General features: G+C 66.9%; 15 protein-coding genes. 5 read left to right on the top strand and 10 right to left on the bottom strand.

The window, feature by feature from the left end; translation table 11 throughout:
* Nucleotides 1-263 precede the first annotated feature (263 nt).
* Nucleotides 264-488, top strand: coding sequence for a hypothetical protein (locus ACIRRA_RS30075; RefSeq protein ID WP_402774995.1), 225 nt, complete (start codon nt 264-266; stop codon nt 486-488).
* Between the two features lie 137 nt (nt 489-625).
* Here ACIRRA_RS30075 and ACIRRA_RS30070 read toward each other — a convergent pair whose 3' ends face one another.
* The 6 genes from ACIRRA_RS30070 to ACIRRA_RS30045 form a co-directional block, all read right to left on the bottom strand.
* Complete coding sequence (locus ACIRRA_RS30070) at nt 626-1,459, bottom strand: fumarylacetoacetate hydrolase family protein (RefSeq protein ID WP_402774992.1); 834 nt, start codon at nt 1,457-1,459, stop codon at nt 626-628.
* A 30-nt stretch (nt 1,460-1,489) separates the two neighbouring features.
* Nucleotides 1,490-2,413: a VOC family protein gene (locus tag ACIRRA_RS30065; RefSeq protein ID WP_402774990.1), complete on the bottom strand. Its 924-nt coding sequence runs from the start codon at nt 2,411-2,413 to the stop codon at nt 1,490-1,492.
* Nucleotides 2,410-4,422: an acetoacetate--CoA ligase gene (locus ACIRRA_RS30060; RefSeq protein WP_402774988.1), complete on the bottom strand. Its 2,013-nt coding sequence runs from the start codon at nt 4,420-4,422 to the stop codon at nt 2,410-2,412. The genes ACIRRA_RS30065 and ACIRRA_RS30060 overlap by 4 nt, the downstream gene beginning before the upstream one ends.
* A 157-nt stretch (nt 4,423-4,579) precedes the next feature.
* The gene (locus ACIRRA_RS30055; RefSeq protein ID WP_402774987.1) at nt 4,580-4,954 is read right to left on the bottom strand and encodes a nuclear transport factor 2 family protein; all 375 of its coding nucleotides are present in this window, start codon (nt 4,952-4,954) and stop codon (nt 4,580-4,582) included.
* A gap of 32 nt (nt 4,955-4,986) precedes the next feature.
* Nucleotides 4,987-6,192 carry an acyl-CoA dehydrogenase family protein gene (locus tag ACIRRA_RS30050; RefSeq protein WP_402774984.1) on the bottom strand — a complete coding sequence of 402 codons (1,206 nt, stop codon included), beginning with the start codon at nt 6,190-6,192 and terminating at the stop codon, nt 4,987-4,989.
* A gap of 44 nt (nt 6,193-6,236) precedes the next feature.
* Nucleotides 6,237-6,755 carry a flavin reductase family protein gene (locus tag ACIRRA_RS30045; protein WP_402774981.1) on the bottom strand — a complete coding sequence of 173 codons (519 nt, stop codon included), beginning with the start codon at nt 6,753-6,755 and terminating at the stop codon, nt 6,237-6,239.
* 207 nt (nt 6,756-6,962) lie between these two features.
* Between ACIRRA_RS30045 and ACIRRA_RS30040 the strand changes: the two genes are divergently transcribed.
* Both ACIRRA_RS30040 and ACIRRA_RS30035 read left to right on the top strand, forming a co-directional pair.
* Nucleotides 6,963-7,796: a FadR/GntR family transcriptional regulator gene (locus tag ACIRRA_RS30040; RefSeq protein ID WP_402774978.1), complete on the top strand. Its 834-nt coding sequence runs from the start codon at nt 6,963-6,965 to the stop codon at nt 7,794-7,796.
* A 1,397-nt stretch (nt 7,797-9,193) separates the two neighbouring features.
* Nucleotides 9,194-9,478, top strand: a complete 285-nt coding sequence (locus ACIRRA_RS30035; protein ID WP_402774975.1) for a multicopper oxidase domain-containing protein — start codon at nt 9,194-9,196, stop codon at nt 9,476-9,478.
* On the opposite strand, the gene ACIRRA_RS30030 is transcribed toward ACIRRA_RS30035, so the two are convergent.
* The 3 genes from ACIRRA_RS30030 to ACIRRA_RS30020 all read right to left on the bottom strand — a co-directional run bounded on the left by ACIRRA_RS30030 (nt 9,445) and on the right by ACIRRA_RS30020 (nt 10,707).
* Complete coding sequence (locus tag ACIRRA_RS30030) at nt 9,445-9,942, bottom strand: DoxX family protein (protein ID WP_402774972.1); 498 nt, start codon at nt 9,940-9,942, stop codon at nt 9,445-9,447. The two genes, ACIRRA_RS30035 and ACIRRA_RS30030, sit on opposite strands and share 34 nt — an antisense overlap.
* A 233-nt stretch (nt 9,943-10,175) precedes the next feature.
* On the bottom strand, nt 10,176-10,541 hold the full coding sequence (locus ACIRRA_RS30025) for a hypothetical protein (protein ID WP_402774969.1): 366 nt from the start codon (nt 10,539-10,541) through the stop codon (nt 10,176-10,178).
* A 1-nt stretch (nt 10,542) separates the two neighbouring features.
* Nucleotides 10,543-10,707: a hypothetical protein gene (locus tag ACIRRA_RS30020; protein WP_402774966.1), complete on the bottom strand. Its 165-nt coding sequence runs from the start codon at nt 10,705-10,707 to the stop codon at nt 10,543-10,545.
* Between the two features lie 289 nt (nt 10,708-10,996).
* On the opposite strand from ACIRRA_RS30020, the gene ACIRRA_RS30015 reads away from it, so the two are divergent.
* On the top strand, nt 10,997-12,262 hold the full coding sequence (locus ACIRRA_RS30015; protein ID WP_402774963.1) for an APC family permease: 1,266 nt from the start codon (nt 10,997-10,999) through the stop codon (nt 12,260-12,262).
* A 27-nt stretch (nt 12,263-12,289) separates the two neighbouring features.
* Here the strand turns inward: ACIRRA_RS30015 and ACIRRA_RS30010 are convergent, their stop codons facing one another.
* The gene (locus ACIRRA_RS30010) at nt 12,290-12,595 is read right to left on the bottom strand and encodes a PadR family transcriptional regulator (protein ID WP_402774961.1); all 306 of its coding nucleotides are present in this window, start codon (nt 12,593-12,595) and stop codon (nt 12,290-12,292) included.
* Nucleotides 12,596-12,942: 347 nt separating this feature from the next.
* Here ACIRRA_RS30010 and ACIRRA_RS30005 point away from each other — a divergent pair, with 347 nt between their 5' ends.
* Nucleotides 12,943-13,872: a carotenoid oxygenase family protein gene (locus tag ACIRRA_RS30005; protein ID WP_402774958.1), complete on the top strand. Its 930-nt coding sequence runs from the start codon at nt 12,943-12,945 to the stop codon at nt 13,870-13,872.
* The last annotated feature ends 762 nt before the right edge of the window (nt 13,873-14,634 follow it).

Below are 14,634 nucleotides of genomic sequence, written 5' to 3'. Positions count from 1 at the left end.
ATCCACACGGTCCCGGCGCGATACGCGGGTGGTCCCGCCTGGCGAACTCAGCCGAACCGAGAACAAAAGGCTCTGCATTCGCCTGATGACTCGAGCCGACCGCGTTCGCGATGGACCACACTCAACTCGGCATGAGCGGACGATCCGCTGTCCTCGCGCGCCTGGTTGATCTGTCGCTGCTCCGCGTTGGCCGGCCCGGCCAGCGCGGAGCGGGTCGTGGCAGGGGCGGATGTTCGTTGGGTTCGGACGTAGGGTGAGGGCTCGTGGAGTCGGACAGCAGGCTGGAGGACTTACGGTCAGTGCTCTCGTGCGTTTTCGAGAAGCTCGGTGCCGAGAGCCTCACCGAGCCCGACCGGGTCGAGTTGGTGGCGCGCGCCGAGGTGGTTCAGGACCAGATCGACGCGATCCAGGACGTCGTCGGCGACGAGGAGCGTGTACGCATGCGGGCTACCTCGGTGTCGGAGCCTTCGGGTGATCGGTTGTTCTGAGGCGGCGCTGAGCCGCGCGGGTCGCGGCATTATGGTGCGTTCATCGCCCGAAGCCCAGGAGCCGGTCGGCGACTCTTGGGCTTGGTCAGCAAGCCTGGTCCCGCCGACTTCCCTCGGCGTCGAGTTGTTTGTCGCGGCTACACCAAGGGGTTGCGGAGTTCGCCGAGGCCCTCGACATAGCTGACGAGTGTGGCATCACGCGGCAGGAACCGTTGCGGTGTGCGGGCGGCGCCGACCCCGGCGGGGGTTCCAGTGAAGATCACGTCACCGGGGAGTAGCGGGCAGATCGCGGAGATCCGCGCGATGAGTTCGGGCACCGCGAAGATCAGATCGCTGGTATTGCCTTTCTGCAGTACCTCGTCGCCGAGGGAGCATCCGATCGCTAGGTTGCCCGGATCGGGAATTTCGTCGAGGGTCACCACGGCGGGACCGATCGGCCCGAAACCGGGAAATGACTTACCAAGCCCGAACTGGGGGGCGGGCCCGGCGAGTTGCACCTTTCGCTCGGAAAGATCTTGTCCCACAGTCAATCCCGCGACGTAGTCCCAGCCGTGGTCCTCGGCGGCTCGATCGGCGCGCTTGCCGATCACCGCGACCAGCTCGACCTCCCAGTCGACATTGCCCGACGGCAGAGTGACAGCCGCGTTCGGGCCGGTGATGCAGGTCGGGAACTTGGTGAACACCAGCGGTGCGTCGGGCTCGGGCAGATTCGATTCGGCGGCGTGATCGCGATAGTTCAACCCGATCGCGAACACCTGACGCGGCATCGCCACCGGCGCGCCCACTCGGGCCGGGCCGAACGGGTGGTAGACGTCGGCTGGCAGGGTGCTCACCCAGTCGGCGAGTTCGGTCCAACGTTCGTAGATGTCGAAGCCTTCCGGGGCGAAACGTCCGTTGCTGGCTTCGGCGATGTCGACGGCGGTGTCACCCGCGATCACGTGGTAGCGGTTGTCGATGCTGCTGATACGCATGAGTGTCCTTTGGAGGCGATGGTTTTCGGTCTAGTGCGGCGCGTGCGAGCCGGTCATGAGGGCGGCGAGATCTTCCGGTGCCAGGAACGACGGTGGCGGTGGCGGACCCCAGTTGTAGAGGCCCTTGATGCCTTCGACGACTTCGGGCTTCCATAGCGCGTCGTCGACGACGCAGTCCAGATCGCTGTAGTACTCGGAGAAGTTTCCGGCCGGGTCCTTCAGATACCAGAAGAAGTTCGACCCGATGTGGTGGCGTCCCAGGCCCCATACGTGGCGGTCGGGGTTGTCTTCGAGCATCGCGGTGGCGCCCCGCCCGACCTCGTCGACGTCGTCGACCTCCCAGGCGGTGTGGTGCAGGAAGTTCAGCGGTGCCTGTTGTACGAGGACGTTGTGGTGGTCGGTGGAGCAGCGCATGAAAGCGGCCAGTCCGGGGACGCTGTCGCTGACCTTGAAACCGAGGCCCTCGGCGAAGAAGCGTTGGCTGGCTTCCTGATCGAGCGAGCCGATGACAACGTGGCCGAGTTTGCGGGGTCGAACCGGCTCGGTGCGGCTGATCACCGCAGCGCGCTGGTCGCGCCGGTCGTGACGTCCTGGGCCGTTGGTGACCGGCGACGAAGCGGGCTGCTGCTGGATCTCCGGGGCGATTTCGACGTTCACGGTCAGCGAGGAGTTCGGATCCTGCACGGTCAACGAACGATCGTCGGCCGTGTGCGCGATGGCCAGCTTGTCCAGCTGTGCCGCGATCCGGGCCAGGTCCTCGGGATCGTGTGCTCCGATGCCGAGTTCGAGCAGCCGCCGTTGCGGTGTGCGCGCGATGCGTAGTTGTTCTCCGCCGTCGACTGTGCCGAAGCGGTTTCCGCCCAGGTCGGTCAGGCCGAAGTCGCGGTAGTAGTCGGCGGTGGCGTCGGGATCGGGCACCCCGATGGTGATGGTGGTCAAACGATGCAGGCTCATGGTCTTTCCTCAGCGTGTTCGGCCGGCCGATCGAGGCCGGTATCGGGTTGGGCGAGCGGGGGCTTGCCACGGTCGGCGGCGATGCCGGCGTACCAGTCGACGAGCTCGGGGGCGTCCACGGTGGCGGGGTCGACCACGCTCTCGGGCGGCGCGCCCTGCATGATGCGTTTGAGCGGGATCTCGAGCTTTTTGCCGGTGCGGGTGTGCGGGATGCCGGGTGCGCGAATGATCTCGTCGGGGACGTGGCGCGGTGAGGCGTTACGTCGGATCGCGTCGGTGATCCGCGCCCGAAGCCGCTCGTCGAACGCGACGCCCTGGGTCGGGACGACGAACAGCGGCATCCAGTAACCGCCGCCGGGTTCCTCGACGCCGAGGACGAGGGCTTCGTTGACCTCGGGCAGGACCTCGACGGCGTCGTAGATGTCGGAGCTGCCCATTCGCACGCCATGCCGGTTGAGGGTGGAATCGGAGCGGCCGTGCATGACCACTCCACCCGTGTGTGTGCGGGTGATCCAGTCGCCTTGTCGCCACACGCCCGGGTACATCGAGAAGTAGGCGTCGCGGTATCGGATATCGCCGGGGTCGTTCCAGAACCGCAGCGGCATCGACGGCATCGGGGCGGTGACCACCAGCTCACCGACCTGCCCGGTCAGCGAGTTGCCGTCCGCGTCGTAGGCGTCGACGGCCACCCCGAGGCACGGCCCCGAGATCTCCTCGGCGTAGACCGGGAGAGTCGGTGCGCCACCGACGAATCCGGTGACAACGTCGGTACCGCCGCTGGTCGACGCGATACGCACCCGCGGCCCGAGCTCGCGGGCCACCCATTCGGCGGTGGCGGCGGGCAACGTGGCCCCGGTCACCCCGACGCACCGCAACGCGTCCAGCGATCGGGTGCTGCGCAGGTCAGAGGCATTCTTCCGGCAGTCGAGCAGATAGCCGGGACTGGTGCCGAAGACGGTGACACCGAACCGGTCGACGATGTCCCACAAGGCGCCGGCATTCGGATGGGTCGCGCTGCCGTCGTAGCAGACGATCCGTGCCCCGACGAGGAGACCGCCGATCAGGCTGTTCCACACCATCCAGCTCGGTGTAGTGAACCAGAAGAAGGTGTCGGTCTCGCCGAGGTCGAAGTGCAGGGCACTGGACTTGAGTTGTTCGAGCAGCACACCGCCATGACCGTGGACGATGCCTTTGGGCACGCCGGTGGTGCCGGACGAGAACACCACCCACAGCGGGTGGTCGAACGGCACAGGCCGCGGGGCCAGGCGGTGTTCGCCGGCAGTCGCATCCGACCACCGCATCATCCCGGCCACGCCGGAACCGACGCGGTCCACCGCAATCGCCACCCGCACGCTCGGCAGCAGCGAATGCAGTCGGGCCGCATCATCGGTCTTGCTGCGGACGGCACCGTTCAACCGGTAGCCGTCGGAGGTGATCAACGCGACCGGTTCGAGCTGCCCGAGCCGGGCATGCGCGGCGGGCACCGCGTAGTCCTGCCCGCAGCAAGCCCATACCGCGCCTAGTGATGCCGTGGCGAGGAACGCCACGACCGCCTCGGCGCAGTTGGGCAGATATCCCGCCACACGGTCACCCGGTCCGACGCCGTGGCCGGCCAAGCTCTTGGCCAAACCCGCGACCTGCCTGCTTAACTCGCCCCAGGTCACCATGGTCGTCTCGCCCCCGGCTTCGGTGGCGTCGACGAGGGCGACCGCGTCCGGATCACGTCCGCGCAGCAAATATTCGGCGTAGTTGAGCTGTGCTCCCGGGAACCATGTGACATGAGGCATCAGCGCATCGGTCAACGCAGGACCCGGCGCGGTGGGGGACTGGACGCCGAAAAAGTCCCACACCGCCTGCCAGAACTCGCCGAGGTTCTCGACCGACCAGCGATGCAGGTCGGAATAGCTCGGTAACCGCACCGCATGCTCGGCCTCGATGAATTCGGTGAATCGCGAGATACGTGCACCCTCGACAGCAGAGGGGTCGGGCACCCAGATGGGCGCAGCCATGTCGTTCTCCTGTCGAATCATGCGGGCATCACGCATCCGTCTGGGCCACGAAGGGCATGAACCTCGTTGCCGTAAGCGTTGGCGACGGGACCGTTTCGCTCCGGATGCGAACACCGGGGACCATCGCGGTATCCACGGCGCCAGGCGGCTGAGGTTGTCATCTCGACTCCTTCGAAGGCGCGGGAGAAGAGTGGAAGATCAGGACGATCCAGGCACCGCCCTGGCGCGGTCGTGTCCACACCATCGAGGTCGACGACTCGATCTCACGGCGACCACCGGCGACCACGACGGTGGCCCGCAGACGACCGGTGACGAGGGCGGTGTCGCCGACGACTTCGATGTGGTCGAGATCGTGGTCGATCACCTCGTAGCGCAGGGTGCCTTCCATCAGCCGCCCGAGCGTGGTGGCCTTGTCATCGCGAGCTCCGGTGGAGTGGGTGTAGACCAGTCGGTCGTCGTATATCGCGGCGACTTCGTCATAGCGGCCTTCCACCAGAGCGAGCGTGCGCATCTCTTCTCGTTGAGCGATCACAGCGGCGTCTGCGGTTGCGGCGACATACACGGTCAGACCAGCGGAGTGATGGGCTCGGTCACGCCGAGCAGGGCTTTGCTGTAGGTCTCGTAGCTCACCTGTGGGCAGACGATGGCATGGCGGGCGGCAGTGGCGGAGTCACGCCAGATCCGTTGCAGCGGATTGGCCTCGGCGAAGGAGCCGGCGCCGTGTGCGGACAGCAGGATCTCGATGGCTCGGGTGGTGCATTCGGCGACATAGCCGGTGTCCGAGCGCACGCGGGCCCTGGTGAGGTAGTCGGGGTACACGCCGCGCGCGGCGGCCTCGTCGATGTCGGCGGCGGCGCGGTAGGCGATCAGACGAGCGGTGTCGATCAGCCGCGCGGCTTCGGCGATCTGCAACTGGAAGCCGACCGAGTCCTTCTGAGCGGTGAAGAACGTGTAGGAGATCGGTTTCTTCGCGGCCTTCTCCACGACCAGGTCGAGTGCGGCCTTGCCCATGCCCAGCTGCGGGCCGATCAGCACCAACGCCAGTACGGGAACCATCGCGGACCGGTAGAAGACCTCGTCTTTGTGCTCGGTGGGATAGTCGCCGCCGATCGCCGGCGGTATCCGCATCACGCGGTGCTCGGGTACGAACACGTCCTCGGCGACCATGCAGTTGCTGCCCGAGGACCGCATCCCGGCGACGAACCACGTGTCCTCGAGGTTCAGATCGGTGCGCGGGATCAGCGCCATGCCCTGATCGGTGACGTTGCCGTCCTCGTCGGTGATCGGGATGCCCAGCCCGGCCCACGTGGCGTGCAGGGAGCCGGAGTTGTAGTACCACTTGCCGGTCACGCGCCATCCGCCGTCGACTTTGCGGGTTTCCGCGGTGGGGGTCAGCACGCCGCAGACCTTGGCGTCGGGGTCGGCGCCGAAGACCTCGTCCTGGGCGCGTTCGGGGAACAGCCCGACCACCCACGACATGACATTGGTCAGTGTCACCACCCACGCCGTGCCGCCGTCGGCCTCAGCGACCGCGGCGGAGACATCGAGCATGGTGCGCATCGAAGTCTCGTAGCCGCCGTAACGCGCAGGGACGGCGATCTTGAACAGGCCCGCATCCGTGAGGGCGCGAATGCTTTCCTCGACGACCCGGCGGTCTTGTTCACCGGCCGCGGCGTTGCGCTTCAACAGAGGAGTGAGTTCCTTGACCCTGGCAACCAGTTCGGCAGCGCTCGGTGTGTCGGTGACGTAGGGCAGTTCGGTGGCAGTCATTGATCCTTCTTTCCTGATCGGTTGCGTGGAGCATGTGAGTGAGTTCAGCGGGAGTAGGCGGCGATGTCGTCGACGATGGGCTTGCGGGGACGAGCAGCGAAGCGCGAATGGGTGCCGAAGGTGCGGTAGCCGTACACCAGTGGCGCCTCCTGGGCGGACGCAGCGCGGGTGACCAGGCCGATCAACAGCAGGTGATCGCCGGCTTCGACGGTCTGCCACACCTCACAGGCAGCCCAGCCGGCCACACCGGCCAAGCGTGGTAGCCCTTCCTCGGGGGACCATTCGGTGGCGGAGAACCGGTCGGCGCCGCGAGTCGCGAACAGCATCGCCAAGTCGTCCTGCGTGGAAGCGAGGACGTTGACCGCGAAGCGGCCGCTCGTCCTGATTCGAGTCAGCAGGCTGGATCGGCGATCCAGCGCGATCGAGATCAACGCCGGACGCAACGACAGCGAGGCCAGCGAGCTCACCGTGGCGCCGTGTGGGCCGTCCTCGTCGGCGGCGGTGATCACTGTGACCGGAGCGCACACTCCCGCCATGAGGTCCCGAAAATGCTGCTCCAACATGGCCGATCAACCTTCCAGCAAATCATCATGATTAATTGCTTGCATGCCCCAGTGTTGAGGTGACCCCGGTCACGTGTCAAGAGGTTGGGCTGAATTAATCATGATTTTTTTCCATCCTCGATCGCCCTCGCGCGAGGCGCTGTGGCCTAATAGTCATGATTAATTGCTAGAGTGGCTGAGCACGGTCTTTCGGCTGGGAGGGCAGCGATGAGTGGAAGCGACGAGAACGACGGCACGGTCGCCGGAGCGGCCATCGAGGATTTCGAGGGCCCCGCATACTCCCGTGAGCTCTGGACCCGTGCGACAGATGTGGGCAGCACAGTGTCCTTGGGCAGCTCCCGCGCCGAACAGGCCGCAGGCCAGATCGCCCGACTTGCGGCGGCAGTACCCGCCGGCGCGCGTATCGGCAGCAAAGACGAGTTGCGCAAAATCTGCGGCGTCTCTGTCGGCACCATCAACGAAGCGATCAAACTCGCGCAGACACGCGAGATCATCACCTCCCGCCCCGGACCGGGCGGGGGGCTATTCGCGTGCGACCCCTCGCCGCTGTCTCGGATGAACGGATGGTTTCGCACCGCCGCCGACGAGGACGCGGCCTTCGCCGAAGCCGTGCAAATTCGCGACGCGATAGCGCCCCTGCTCATCGAGGAGGCGTTGCGCCGGATCACCCGCGCCGATCGGGACGCACTCGCCGAGAACTTGGAACGCGTGCGCCACACTCGCGATTCGGGATCGGTCTCGGACTTCGTCCGGGCGTGCTGGGATCTCCACGCCTGCCTTGCCGATCTGGGCAAAGGGGTTCTGCTCAACGCCCTCTACCTGAGCATCATGGACGTCGGCACGACCTACCTGCTCACGAAACTCGAGACGACCGCGCCTGAAGATATCGATCTGAACCCGTTGGCCGAGGTCATGGAAGACCTCGTCGAGGCGCTCGAAAGGCCCGACCGGGATGCCGCGGTCGACGCGCTTCGCCGCACGATCCCCAATGCAATCCTGCGGCGGGCCGCGCCGAGTGCACCTCGCGAACGGCGTCAGTAGATCGAATCGAGCCCGTCCGGTAGTTGTTGCGCAAGGCCAAAGCGGAACACAGGTGAGCCGAAGGCTCAGGGTTCGTCCGGGTCGACGATCGCGGCCGTAGCGCGGACCGGGCCTTTGGGCGGGGTGGGGCACCCGTGTATAGCCGTGCCGCGCCCGTCGAATAGCTGGATGGACGGACCCGACATCCTTCGCTGGCGCCAAGAGAACCGGCCTGCCCTCCAGCACGAGGAACTGTTCGAGCTGTTCCGCACCATCATGTTGCGCGAAGGCATTGCCGGCGCACCACAGATGGGGGGAAGCCGTTCGCTTGTTCCGGTATCTGGACGGAGGAATCAGCAGAAGCTAGGCCTGACCGCTCAACGGGAAACGAACAGAGCTCCTGTGCACCTTCACTCACGCGGATGAGCTCGTTGCGGGGGACGGGCCGACATCTCCACAGCTTTACATAATGTAGATTATCGGCGCGATTACGGGCAGGGCAGTTGATCTTGAAACCCGCAGTGTGGCAACGCTGTTCGGTCCAGGAAAAAGGTGGGAGTCATCCGCGGGGCGTGAGAGCGGCTTCGGCGATGCGCGGCAATCCAGGAAGACCTGAGTGTTGGGCCGTGTTTGATTCATGTCTCCGCATAGTCATTCATGATTTAATTGCGTCACTGTGACGTTTTGTTCCTGATGTGACCTGAAGTTCCGGTTTCACGGCTCGCGCCGGAGCTTCCGGGTTTTCCTGGATTGTGCGGCCCGCGGCGCGGGTGTTCGTTGCTCCCTGGCGTTTTGAGGCTTCGGCACTTTCAGGTGCGCCTGGATTCTGCCCCCGCTGCCGGGCGGTTGTGTGGTTGGTTCGGTCGGTCTGGTCGGTGTCGCGGGTTCGGCACTTTCACCTTTTCTGGATGGCATGCGGGTGGGTTCGGCACTCTCGGGTTTGTTTGGACGGTTCTGGGGGCCTCTCCCCTGGGTTGTCTTGTATTGCAACAGCTTTCGCCGATTAGAAGTAAATTATGTCAAGTTGAGGCATCGGCCCCGGTTGGTCCGGGCCCCAGTGCGTCGCTTCCCCGCATCGGCCCCTTGTGTCGGTTGTCGCGCTTCCCGGTGCGCGGATGTTTACGTGAACACTGTCCGGCGCGCGTTGTTCATGCCGACGCTTGCGCGTGGACGAAGTCCGCTGCGGCGGCGGGTGTTGGCGCATTGTCGGGGCGTGGATGGGGGTCGGCCGCGTCGGTCGGGCTTCCGGGCCTGCTTCGTCCGTTTTCTCCCCTCCCCGCGCTCCCCCTACGCCACAGTGACGAACCGTCCTTTTATCGACATTCCTTGCTATCGGCGCGGGGCGGGGGTGGCCTCCGCCGACTCCGGGCGTCCGGATTGCGGAGGATGTGCCGCTGCGGGAGAAGGTGCTGTGGACGATGCTGTACGAGACCGCGGCCCGCGCCGATGAGCTGCTGCTGCTCGACATCCCGGAGGTGGACATGGGGAACATCCACCCGATCCACCTGCACCGCAACACCTTCGAGGTCACCCACATCGCCGGAACCCCGACTGCGGGGCTGCGCAAGGATATGCCGATGCTCGGCGGCTACCAGGAAATGGCCATCTGTGTCGTCACCGACCAGACCGGTGCCTCGCTGCTGCACTGCCACCAGCAGCTGCATATGGACTACGGGTTCATGGCCTTGCTGCGTGTGAGCTGAGCATGCTGGGCGATCATCGCGTCCAGTGACCAGCGGCCAGGGCCGACCCACAGCAGGAAGATCAGGCCGAGCAGCATCGCGAAATCGGTGCGGGCGTCGTGGGCCATGCCCCAGAAGCCTTGTACGCCACCGAATCCGCCGGGGCGCAGCTCGCGCAGTTTGGTCAGCACGATCGCCAGACTGATGTCGATCAGCAGGGGCACCGCTGCCAGCCGCGTCAGCAGGCCGATGACGATCAGGGTGCCGCAGGCGATTTCGACGACACCGTCGAGGTTGGCGAAGAACGTCGGTGCCGGTATTCCGATCTTGTCGAAGCGGCCCGGCCCCAGCGTGTGCGGGTAGAGGAACTTCTGAACGCCCTCGCTGAGGAACACCAGCCCCACCGCCACCCGGATACAGATCACCGCCGCCGGGCCGTCCGCGCCGAGTATCCGCGACAACGACCACCGCTGCGTTCCTGCCATCAGTACTCGCCTCCCGATATCGTCACCCGATACGGCATTTCGGATCGAGCGTACTCACCTGGGCAGCAGGGGTGTCGATGGCGCGGGGTTGGAACAGTGCGGATTCCCGCTCGGCGTGGGGGTGCCGTTTGCCGGGGAGAGCCCTGTGAATCCGCCGCGGGCCACCGATCCCGCCGCTGCGCTGATGACCTCGTCGGGTCCTTGCGTTCGTCGCGGACCGATCGGCACCGGTGTCACGGGGTCGAGGCGGTGGCCGAGGAGTTCGGTACCGGTAGAGGGTGTTCGAGCAGCAGGACGACCAGCGCCCATACGCTGCACAGGAATCCGGCAGCGAAGCAGATGCCCCGCACGTAGACACCCCACACGGTGAACGTGTCGAACGCGTGCTGCAACGCGGCGGTGTCAGTGTCGGCGACCGCGCCCACATGCTGCATCGTCGGAGCCGCGATCACGGTTGAGACGATCGCCCCGAGTACCGCCACCACTGCCAGATACAGCGGCACCCGGACCGCGTGCGATACCGACCGATCCCGCCGGCAGGCGATCACGGCCGCGAAAACCAGGCCCCACCAGAGGATCCCGCCGACCGGGTACACCACGTCACCCGGCCCCAGAATCGGCCCACGCCACCACCCCTAGATCCCGCCACGCGGGCGTGGCGACCAGCGCACGGTCCAGCAGCGATCCGAACAGCCCGCCGACGATCACGGTCGCGACGACCAGGGCCTCGGCGACCCTCAGACGGCGAGCCGATCGCCCGGTCACGGCTGCACTCCCCGGGCCGGCATTACGGCGTGCCGAACGTCGCCGTCGGGCCGTCGGGGCCGGGCATCGGCTACCACCGCCGCGTTCCTGCCATCGACACTCGCCTCCCGATATCGTCACCCGATACAGCACCCGACCCTACCGGCGAGCACGGCGACCCGCGTGGCCCACACGCCGGATCGATACCCACATGGCGAGTGGGTGAACTCCTTTCCGCCGATCATTATCGGTTTCCGATATCGGCTATCGTGGCCGCTGTCTCGTCCCCGCCAGACAGGAGCGTTGCGTCATGTCATCGTCCAGCCATCCCGATACCCAGTTGCGGCGGCGGCTCGGCGTCGGCGACGCCGTGGTGATCGGGCTGGGCTCGATGATCGGCGCCGGGATCTTCGCCGCACTCGCCCCTGCCGCGGCGGCGGCAGGGTCCGGACTGCTGATCGGGCTGGCGGTCGCGGCGGTGGTCGCCTACTGCAACGCCACCTCCTCCGCCCGCTTGGCGGCGCGATATCCGGCCTCCGGCGGCACCTACGTCTACGGGCGTGAACGCCTCGGTGAGTTCTGGGGGTATCTGGCCGGGTGGGGGTTCGTGGTCGGCAAGACCGCCTCGTGTGCGGCCATGGCGCTGACCATCGGCACCTACGTGTGGCCGGGCCAAGCGCACGCGGTCGCCGTCGCCGCGGTGGTCGCGCTGACCGCGGTCAACTATCGCGGCGTGCAGAAATCGGCGCTGGCGACCCGGATCATCGTCGCGGTCGTGCTCGCAGTGCTGGCCGCTGTCGTGGTCGCCGCCTTCACCTCCTCGGCCGCCGATGCCGGGCATCTGGCGATCGGGTCCGATGCCTCGGCGCGCGGGGTGCTGCAGGCAGCCGGACTGTTGTTCTTCGCCTTCGCCGGATACGCGCGCATCGCCACCCTCGGCGAGGAAGTGCGCGATCCGGCCCGCACGATCCCCCGCGCGATCCCGATCGCGCTGGGTATCACGCTGGTCGTCTACGCCACTGTCGCTGTCGCGGCCCTGGCGGTGCTCGGCCCGCACGGATTGGGTTCTGCCACAGCACCGTTGGCCGATACCGTGCGAGCGGCCGGGGCACCGGCGCTGGTGCCGGTGGTGCGGGCCGGTGCGGCGGTCGCGGCCCTGGGATCACTACTGGCGCTGGTCCTGGGCGTCTCGCGCACCACCTTGGCCATGGCCCGTGATCGGCACCTGCCCCACCAGCTGGCAGCGGTACACCCTCGCTTCGAGGTGCCCCACCACGCCGAGCTGGCCGTCGGCGCAGTCGTCGCGGTGCTCGCCGCGGTCGTCGACGTGCGAGGCGCGATCGGGTTCTCCTCCTTCGGCGTGCTGGCCTACTACGCCATCGCCAATGCCTCGGCCTGGACCCTCGCCGCCGATGAAGGCCGCCCGCCCCGCGTGATTCCCGTTCTCGGCCTGGCCGGATGCGTGATCCTGGCCTTCGCCCTGCCCCTGAACTCGGTCTTGTCCGGCACCGCGGTCCTCGCCGCCGGCGCGCTGGTCTACCTGCTGCGCCGCCGGCTCGCCCCGGTCTCGCGGTGAGCGCAGCGCCCTGCCGGTAGCGGCAGCTCAGGCGGTGTGCTCGCCGAGTACCTCACGCGCCAACTCCGCCAACGCTTTCCGGTCTGCGGCCAAGGCCGCCAGCCCGTCCGGGGTCGCGCGATACACCCGCCGCACCCGACCATCCACGACCTGCTGCTCGGAGGCCAGCAGCCCGTCGGCCTCGAGCCGATGCAACGTCGGATACAAGGTGCCCGGGCTGATGTCGTAGCCGTGCTGCGCCAGCTCGGTGGTCAGCCACGCACCGTGCACACCCTCCTGGGCCGCGTGATGGAGGATGTGCAGCCGCACGGCCCCTCTCTGGAACTCTCGCATCCCGCACCACCCTTCACACGATATGACGAAACCGATATCGGCAACCGATTCTATCCGCTCCGGGCCACCACCCGGTCCCTGGCAGGACCGCGGCGACACTGGCGGATCCGGATGCCAGCCTGCGGGCCTGGCCGCGTTCCTACGCACCCGAGCACCCCGGTCACGGGTTCCCCGTCGCGCCTGGGCGGCGTTGCGGTTCGACGAGGGCAGCGCGATGAACAAGAAGAAGGTGCACCAGCTCTGGCGCGAGCAGGGCCTGCAGGTCCGCACCCATTCCCCCGCGCAAACGGGCCGGATGTTCGTCGGTGCCAGGCGGTCGATGCGGACGCACCGAAGGTGGTGTGGGCGTGGGATTTCCAGTTCGACTCCACCGTCGACAGGCGAGCAAGGAGGACCCGATCACCGGTGAACTGCACTTCTTCGCCTACTCCCCCTTCGCGCCGCATCTGACCTACTACATCGCCTCCGCCGACGGCGAGATCCGCCACCAGCGGGTGGTCGACGGTGCGGGTCCGTCCCTCATGCACGACTTCGGCCTGACCGCGAACTACGTGGTGTGGCTGGACATGTCGGTGGTCTTCGATCACGCCGAGACCTCGGGCATCCCTTACCGCTGGAGTGACTCCTACGCCCCGCGCATCGGTCTGCTGCCGCGCTCGGACAATGGCCCGGTCCGCTGGTACGAGGTCGATCCCGGTGCGCTGCTGCACGTTTCGAACACCTATGAGGACGACGATGGCCGGGTCGTGGTCGAGGGGCCGCGCTTCGACCGCTCCGCGTGGGAGACCTCCTGGAAGTGGTGGATCGGCGCGCCCGGCCACCCCACCAACCCGAACGGCGGTGCCCTCCAATACCGCTACGCCATCGACCCGACCGGCACCCGTGCCCGGGAGGACCTGCTCGATGACCTGATCACCGACTTCCCCACCATCAATGGCGACTACCTCGGCCGCCGCAACCGCTACAGCTACGCCGTCGCCTTCCCCGGATCCGGCCACGACCGCATCGGAATCATCAAGTACGACAACGACACCGGCGCTCGTGTACTCGCATCCACCGGTCCGGGCCGCGTTCCCGGCGAGGCCGTCTTCGTCTCCGCCGCGGACGCCACCGCCGAGGATGACGACTACCTGCTCACCCTCGTCGGCGATCCCGCCACCGCCACCTCCGAGCTGCTGATCCTCGATGCCCGCGACTTCACCGCCGATCCCCTTGCGGCGGTGCGACTCCCGCGCCGCGTCCCCGGCGGAACCCACGGCTCCTGGATCGCCGACTGAAGATGTGACCTGCGAAAGAGAATGGGGAAGACAATGACTCCGCAGGCGACCACCATCGGGCCGGCCGTTTCCGACGTGGAGCGTTCCAAGAAGTTCTGTGAGGGGCTCGGCGCGAAGCTGGGGCAGGACTTTCCGAGTTTCGCGACCTTCGAGCTGGGCGGCGGTTCGCCGCTGGGATCTATCCGATCGACTGGGCCGCGAACGACGCGGGCGTCTCGCCAGAGGGCGAGGGCTTCCGCGGCGTCTCGTTCCACTGCACCGTCGACAGCCGGGAGAAGGCGGACGAGGTGATCGCCACCGCCCTATCCGTCGGTGGGTCCATCATCAAGGCGGCCGAGGGCGCCAAATGTGGCGGATACGCCGCCCACCTCGCCGACCCCGACCGCCACCTGTGAAGGATCGCCACCGTCGCGTGACCGTGGCGTCGGAGGTGAACCCCGTCCCGGAATCGAGCAGCCGGGCGCTGACGGGGTCGGCAAGGTCGAGTTGGTCGTGGAGGATGCTACTGCTCATACGGTGAGGTCGCTCATCGGCAGTTGCGGACGTTCTGCACCGCAACGGGTTCCGGCCGCCGGCGCCCCGCGCTGACCGGTTCGGTCAGCGCGGTATGCGGCTACTTGATGCACCGACACCGCACCCGGCCGCATCCCAACCCTGTAATCGACGAGGGAGCCCTGGAATCACACACCAGGACTCCCTCCACACCGGCCGCTGTCCCGGAAGGGAACCGGACACCGACCTCCGGCCCATCGTCGCACCAGG

Origin of the sequence: Nocardia sp. NPDC101769 (assembly GCF_044766925.1) — a bacterium.
Lineage (GTDB): Bacteria > Actinomycetota > Actinomycetes > Mycobacteriales > Mycobacteriaceae > Nocardia.
Note: the sequence above shows the minus strand (reverse complement) of the source record. Positions and strands in the feature narration are given on the sequence as shown.